The organism is Candidatus Methylomirabilota bacterium (assembly GCA_036005065.1).
Taxonomy (GTDB): domain Bacteria; phylum Methylomirabilota; class Methylomirabilia; order Rokubacteriales; family DASRDR01; genus DASYQW01.
In genome coordinates this window covers 1-7,216 of record DASYQW010000417.1, presented here as the reverse complement: position 1 = coordinate 7,216, position 7,216 = coordinate 1, and the positions used below count along the sequence as shown (strand labels likewise).

7 protein-coding genes are annotated in these 7,216 nt (G+C 65.7%); 4 read left to right on the top strand and 3 right to left on the bottom strand.

Annotated elements, in window-relative coordinates:
* Window positions 1–267 precede the first annotated feature (267 nt).
* The 3 genes from VGW35_27285 to VGW35_27275 all read right to left on the bottom strand — a co-directional run bounded on the left by VGW35_27285 (window position 268) and on the right by VGW35_27275 (window position 2,438).
* Window positions 268–591 (bottom strand): VTT domain-containing protein, encoded by a 324-nt coding sequence (locus tag VGW35_27285; GenBank protein HEV8311380.1) that lies wholly within the window; start codon window positions 589–591, stop codon window positions 268–270.
* 103 nt (window positions 592–694) lie between these two features.
* A complete protein-coding gene (locus VGW35_27280; GenBank protein HEV8311379.1) occupies window positions 695–1,483 on the bottom strand; it encodes a phytanoyl-CoA dioxygenase in 789 nt (262 codons plus the stop codon).
* Window positions 1,484–1,487: 4 nt separating this feature from the next.
* Entirely contained in the window at window positions 1,488–2,438 is a 951-nt protein-coding gene (locus tag VGW35_27275) for an SMP-30/gluconolactonase/LRE family protein (protein ID HEV8311378.1), read from the bottom strand.
* Between the two features lie 304 nt (window positions 2,439–2,742).
* Between VGW35_27275 and VGW35_27270 the strand changes: the two genes are divergently transcribed.
* From VGW35_27270 to VGW35_27255, 4 genes are all read left to right on the top strand, one after another.
* Window positions 2,743–4,803 carry an ABC transporter substrate-binding protein gene (locus VGW35_27270; GenBank protein ID HEV8311377.1) on the top strand — a complete coding sequence of 687 codons (2,061 nt, stop codon included), beginning with the start codon at window positions 2,743–2,745 and terminating at the stop codon, window positions 4,801–4,803.
* 68 nt (window positions 4,804–4,871) lie between these two features.
* On the top strand, window positions 4,872–5,861 hold the full coding sequence (locus VGW35_27265; protein ID HEV8311376.1) for an ABC transporter permease: 990 nt from the start codon (window positions 4,872–4,874) through the stop codon (window positions 5,859–5,861).
* A complete protein-coding gene (locus VGW35_27260; GenBank protein ID HEV8311375.1) occupies window positions 5,861–7,027 on the top strand; it encodes an ABC transporter permease in 1,167 nt (388 codons plus the stop codon). Before VGW35_27265 ends, VGW35_27260 begins: the two co-directional genes overlap by 1 nt.
* Window positions 7,002–7,216: ATP-binding cassette domain-containing protein (locus VGW35_27255; protein ID HEV8311374.1), on the top strand; the 215-nt coding region annotated here is incomplete at its 3' end. The genes VGW35_27260 and VGW35_27255, both read left to right, overlap by 26 nt.

The window sequence follows — 7,216 nt, the reverse complement described above, 5'->3', positions numbered from 1 at the left end:
ATGACCGGCTGACCCACATCCCGATCTACGAGCTGGCCTTCATCTGGGGCGTCGGCCCGCGCGTCGAGGAGCCGGGGATCAACCTGATCCGGAGCTTCGCGTACTCCGGCCCGCTGGAGGACCTGCGCCTGAAGCGGCCGTGACGGTTTTACCTCTTCGACCGACGTCTCCAGACCAGACGATTGACGGCGAAGGCGATCCCAAAGGAGACGAGGGGGAGCACGACCGCGAGGGCAAGGGAGCCGGCTGTGGGTTTCCTCCCCAGCTTCAGGAGCTGGTATCCGAAGACGACAGAATGATCACGATCGATCCCATGCCCAGGAGCGTGCCGATCATGAAGTCGAGGAACCGGATCCGGGAGGCGCCCGCCACGATGTTGGCAAGCACGTAGGGAGCGGGAACCTTTCGCATCAGAAATGCGGCGAGAATACCGTTCCGGTTCAGGACCTGCCCGATGCGCCGCGCCCGTTCGCCCGCGAGGCGTGTCACCGTCTCCTGACCCAGCTTCCGCCCCACCACGAATGCGACGGCCGCGCTCGCCAGGCACCCGGCGAGGGCGTATGCCGATCCCAGCCGGGGACCGGCGTCCATTGCCATGCTACGGCAAGAGCTCCGAGCAGGCCGAGCACGACGACGATCCGGATCCACGCGCCCTTCCGGCTGGACGAGAGCTTTCCCCCGCGGTGCGCCGCCCTCATCCGTTCCGAAGGCCGCGGAGGATGGCGGCTTCCACGGGGCACGCGTCCGCCTCCGCGGTTTCCTCGCGAAGGGGGAATGGCTCGCGGATGGCCACGCCGGGTTGGGCGATCATCCGCGCCTGCGTTCCCTGATGGGGCCACGATGCGGCGTGCACGAGGAAGGGGTGACAGACGTAGACGTCACCGGCCTTGCCCGTGGCGAGCACCCGCTGACGATTGAACGTCGAGCCAGATAGGCGGGGTGCGACGTGGGCGAAGCTGGTGCCCTCTTCGCCCACAGGGGCGAGGACACGGGGCACATCGAGGTGTGAGCCTTTCAGGATGCGCGTGAGCGCACTCCGGTCGTCCACATCGGTGAGCAGGAACAGCACGAGCAGTCCGCGCATCTTGCTCCGGACGTTGACCCAGTAGCTGCCGTCTGGTCCATCGTAGCTGCCGTCGATGTGCCATCCCGCATCGCCCGGGTCCGTTTCACTCGGGAAGCGCACCGGGATGGTGCCGCCCAGGCCCTGGCGCTTCCACCACGTACCCTCGCCGAGCAGTTGGTTGTACGCGTCCCAGAGCGCCCGCGCGGTGCCTGCCGCGGCAAAGGGCCCACCCTCCGGACTGTTGAGCCGGATGACGGGCTGCGTCCACGTCGATCGATCGGTGCGATTGACGCCGCGAGTGGCGAGATCCATCCACAGCACGTTCTGACACTCGGCGATCACGTCGGCGGGCACTGCCCTCCGCACCGCCACGTACCCGTCAGTGATGAATTGCTCGACCTCTGCCGCTGTCAGCACTCCTTCAGGGTCTCCCGCCACTGTTGAGGTGGTTCAGGGCCAGGCCGGGGCGCGGCCAGTCGAACGATACGAGCGTCCCGCCCATCGATAGTGTGGCGTACGCGGTCTGAAGACCGCGCCCACCAAAGCACACGTTGGTCACCATCATGTCGGGCAGTGTGTACTGATCGACGCGGCTGCCGTCCGGCCAGATGTCGCTGACCGCGCCCGTGATCAAGGTGGCCACGCAGATGTGGCCTTCGCTGTCCACGGCGAGGGAGTCGAACATCTGGTAGCCGCCGAGGCCGGTGACGACCACCCCCTTCTCGCCACGATAGGGCCCGTTGGCCGACTCGATCTGCCCGGGCCCGGAGAGCCGGAACGACCAGCAGCGCGCGGTGGGCGTCTCCACCACGTAGAGCGTCTTCTCGTCGGGTGCGAGTCCGATGCCGTTCGGCCTTTCCAGGGGGAAGATCGCTTCGCGGATCATTGAGCCATCGGCCCTGGCATAGTAGACGGCGCCCCGGTCCGCGTCGCGCTCGCGCGTCTTGCCGAGATCGGTGAACCAGAAGCCGCCCGCGCGGTCGAAGACGAGGTCGTTGGGGCCGCACAGCCGGCGCCTGTCGCACGAATCATAGAGCGTGTCGAACTTCCCGCTCTCGGGGTCGACGACCTGGATGCTGCCCGTGATGTAGTCGTCGGCCTGGCCGATGGGAAACAGCTTGCCCGGCCGCTCCACGAACTTGAGGCCCCCGTTGTTGGTGACGTAGATCTTGCCGCCCGGTCCCATGGCGGCGCCGTTCGGCCCGCCTCCGAGGTGCGCGACCACGTGAACCTTGCCGTCCGGGGTGACGCGCGAGAGCGTCCGGCGCTCGATCTCGACCAGGATGACGGAGCCATCCGGCATGGCCACGGGGCCTTCGGGAAATCGCAGTCCCGAGGCGATCTGCGTGAAAGCGGGCTTGATCACGGCCATGGTGTCTCTCCTGTCGTCGCGGGTAAGCCAGCAAAGGCCTCATTCTGCCATGATCATCACTTCGACGGGGGCCGACGGATGTCCACTCGTGTGGGCCTGGGCCCTTGCCAGCAGAGCCGAGGCAGCAACAGAGGCCGGCCCCTTAGGACCCTGGACTTGCCGCCGGATTATCACCATAATCGGGGCCGACGCGCCGGGGCCTCGGGCCGTCGATCTCGCGTGGAAGGGCAGGACGGCCGTCAAGAGGGGCGCAGTGGGCCAACGATGGCCTGGCGGAGGGTACGAGCCCTCGGTCGGAGCCAGCATGAAAGGGGAAGCATTCATGATCAAGCACTGGCGCACGCTCCGGTCCCGATTCACGGTCACCTTCATGGTGGGGGTGCTGATCTGCGCGGTCGCCGCGGGAGCCCTGGCGCAGATCGCCTCCAAGAGCGCCTTGATCGGAAAGCTGGAGGGTCCGGAGGTCGTCACCGACCCCGCGAAGCTTCCCAAGCAGCTCAAGGAGGCGCCGCAGCTGGCCGCGCTGGTCAAGGCGGGCAAGCTGCCGCCGGTGGCGGATCGTATCGGGCAGGACCCGCTCGTCATAAAGCCGGTGCACGAGATCGGCAAGTACGGAGGCACCTGGCGGGGCGGCTTCACGGGGCCGGCTGATTTCTGGAACGGCTATCGGTGCTGCTCGGGCCCCGACCACCTGCTGTTCTGGGACTACACGGGCGACAAGGTCACCCCCAATATCGCCAAAGGCTACGAGATGCAGGACGGCGGCCGGACGGTCGTCCTGCATCTGCGCCGGGGGATGAAGTGGAGCGACGGCCGTCCGTTCACCGCGGATGACTTCGTCTTCTGGTTTGAGGACATCTACCGGAACAAGGACCTCGTGCCCACGCCCTCCGCGACGATGGCGATCAACGGCAAGCAGGGTGAGGTCCAGAAGGTGGACACGTATACGGTCAAGTTCAAGTTCTCCGATCCGTACTACATGCTGCCCGACGTGCTGGCCGGCTCCACGGACCTCGGCGGCCAGGCGTGGCGGGGGACACTCGGGCTGGGCGGGTACGCGCCCGCCCACTACTTGAAGCAGTTCCACCCGAAATACGTGGCCCCGGCCGATCTGGACCGGAAGGTCAAGGACGCGAAGTTCGACAGCTGGGTCCGCATGTTCTTCTCCAAGAGCGACTGGGCCCTCAACCCCGAGCTGCCGGTCCTCACGCCCTGGAAGACGGTCACGCCGAGCAACACGTCCACGTGGACGCTCGAGCGCAACCCCTACAGCGTGTTCGTGGACACGGAGGGCAACCAGCTCCCCTACATCGACCGGGTGATGCTGACGCTGGCCGAGAACCTGGAGGTCATCAACCTGCGAGCGATCGCGGGCGAGTACGACTTCCAGGCTCGACATCTCGACCTCGGCAAGCTGCCGGTATTCATCGAGAACCAGCAGAGGGGCGGCTACAAGCTCCAGCTGGACCCGGGCGACTACGGCGGCGACATGATCATCAAGTTCAACCTGAGCTATGAGGCCGACCCGGAGATCGCGAAGTGGATGAACACGGCCGACTTCCGGCGCGCGCTCGCCAGCGGGATCGACCGCGACCAGATCAACGAGACCTTCTGGCTGGGGACGGGCACCCCGAGCTCCGTGGTGCCCGCGGACTCGAACAAGTACAACCCGGGACCGCAATACCGAAAGCTCTGGGCCACGCTCGACGTCAAGAAGGCCAACGAGATGCTCGACAAGATCGGCCTCGCAAAGAAAGACGGCGAGGGCTACCGGCTGCGCACCGACGGCAAGGGGCGCCTGCGCATCGAGATCATGACGCTGGGAGGCCAGTTTCTCCAGTTCACGCAGATCGCGGAGATGATCCGCGAGCAGTGGAAGAAGATCGGCATCGACCTGACCGTGCAGGAGGTGGAGCGCAGCCTGGCCCTCAAGCGGACCGCGGCCAACGAGCAACAGCTCGGCGCCTGGAACAACGACGGCAGCGAGCATCTGTTCACCTTCCCGCTCCACGTGTTCCCCTTCGAGATCGCCACCGTCGCGTCCTCCGGCCCGCTCTACGCGCGCTGGTTCCACTCCGCCGGCACCCAGGGCAAGGAGCCGCCCGCGCGCATGAAGGAGCTGATGGAGAAGTTCAAGCGCGCGTACGGAGTGCCGGAGAAGGAGCGGATCGAGCTCGGCAAGGAGGTCTGGAAGATCGCCGCCGAGGAGGTCTACATCATCGGCGTGATCGGCATGGGCCCGGCCTCCATGGGGGTACGGGTGGCCAAGACGAACATGGGCAACGTTCCCTCCCGGCAATACAACAGCCCGGACGGCAAGACCCCGACGATTTCCCGGCCCGTGACGTTCTTCTGGAAAAAGTAAGATTCGCTGGCGCCCGGTTCACCGTGGCCACTCAGCGGTGAACCGGGCCGTGGACCAGGGATTCTAAGATGCTCGCGTACATCGGACGACGCGCTCTGCTCGCGGTCTTCACGGTCTGGGCGATCTCCGTCCTGGCCTTCGTCATCATCCAGTTGCCCCCGGGCGACTACGTCACCTCGTACATCGCTCAGATGGCCGCCTCGGGCAGCGTCGTCTCCGAGGAAGAGGCGGACAATCTGAGAATCCAGTACGGCCTGGGCCGCCCCATCTATGTCCAGTACTACAAGTGGGTCAAGCTGTTCGCCGAGGGCAACTTCGGCATGTCCATGGAGTGGAAGCGCCCCGTTACCGAGGTGATCGGAGATCGTTTGTGGCTGACCATGGTGGTCGCGGTGTCCGCCTTGCTCCTGACCTGGGTGCTGGCCCTGCCCATCGGCATCTACTCTGCCGTGCGGCAGTATTCACTGGGTGACTACGCCGCCACGTTCGTGGGATTCATCGGCCTCGCCGTCCCCAACTTTCTCCTGGCCCTGGTCCTGCTCTATCTCGGCTTCACCCTTTTCAACGCCAACATCGGGGGGCTGTTCACCGTCGAGCTTCAGGACGCCCCCTGGAGCATGGCCAAGGTCTGGGATCTGCTCAAGCATCTCCCGATCCCCGCCTTGATTCTGGGTCTGGCGGGAACCGCGCAGCAGGTTCGGATCATGCGCGCCAATCTGCTGGATGAGCTGCGCAAGCCTTACGTGGTGACCGCGCGATCCAAGGGCCTGACGGAGGGCCGGGTGATCTTGAAATACCCGGTACGGCTGGCTCTCAATCCGTTCGCGAGCACGATCGGCTATACCCTGCCCTACATCGTGTCGGGGAGCATCATCGTGTCCCTGGTCCTGGGACTGCCGACGGTCGGACCCCTCCTGCTCCGAGCCCTCATCTCGCAAGACATGTTCCTGGCGGGGACGATCGTGCTCCTGCTGGGCGTCATGACGGTGATCGGCACGCTGGTCTCGGACATTCTGCTCGTGTGGATCGACCCGCGCATCCGGCTCGAGGATTCCTGATGGCCAGGCCTGACCTGACCCTTGATCCGGCCAGCATCCCCGCTCACGGGCCAGCCGCCGTCGCGCCTGTCGCGGACCGGCGCATCTTTGTGGCCTCGCAGTGGCAGCTCACGTGGTGGCGATTCCGGAAGCATCGGGTGGCCGTGGTCAGCGGGATGGTCGTCATCGGCTTCTATCTGGTGGTGCTGGGCGCGGACTTCCTCGCCTATGCCGACCCCAATGCCTCCGAGGCACAGCGCTCCTTGATGCCGCCGCAGTCCATCCGCTGGTTCGACGGCTGGCGGTTCAGCCCCCACGTCTACGCCGTCAAGGGCGTTCGCGACCAGCAGTCCTTCCGGCGGGTCTATCGAGAGGACTCCACTCAGAAGATCTCGCTCCGGTTCTTCGCCCAGGGCTTCGAGTATCGATGGCTCGGCCTGATACCGACGACGCGTCATCTCATCGGGGTCGACGGGGGCCACGACGCCGCCCAGGCGATCTTTCTCCTGGGCACGGATGTGCAAGGGCGGGATCTGTGGTCGCGCCTGATGTACGGCACGCGCATCTCGCTCACCATCGGGCTCATCGGGGTGACCATGAGCCTCTTCCTGGGCGTCGTCCTGGGCGGGCTCTCGGGATTTTACGGCGGCCTCGCCGATACCGTGATCCAGCGGATCATCGAGATTCTCCGCTCGATCCCCACCATTCCGTTGTGGATGGGACTGGCCGCGGCCCTCCCCCGGCACTGGACGATCTTGCAGGTGTACTTCGCCATCACCATCATCATCTCGCTCCTGGCCTGGACGGAGCTGGCCCGCGTTGTCCGCGGGCGTTTCCTCACCCTGCGCGAGGAGGACTTCGTGGTCTCAGCTAGACTGGTGGGATGTAGCCAGATGCGGACCATCTTCGTCCACATGGTGCCGTCGTTCATGAGCCACATCATCGCGGCCACCACCCTCGCCCTGCCCGCCATGGTCATCAGCGAGACCGCCCTCAGCTTTCTCGGCCTGGGCCTCCGCCCGCCCGCCATCAGCTGGGGGGTGTTGCTGCAGCAGGCCCAGAATGTCCAGACGGTGGCCATTTCTCCGTGGCTGATGCTCCCGGCGGTGCCCGTGATCGTCGTGGTCATGGCCTTCAACTTTCTCGGCGACGGGCTGCGAGATGCCGCCGATCCCTACGGTCGATAGCTCACCAGAGGGAGCCTCGACGGCCGTGCCGCGGGATACGCTGCTGTCCGTTCGGAATCTGAAGACTTACTTCCCTCAGGATGAGGGTACGGTCAAGGCGGTGGATGGCGTCAGCTTCGACCTGTACCCAGGGGGGACCTTGGGCATCGTCGGCGAGAGCGGCTGCGGCAAGAGCGTGACGGCCAGATC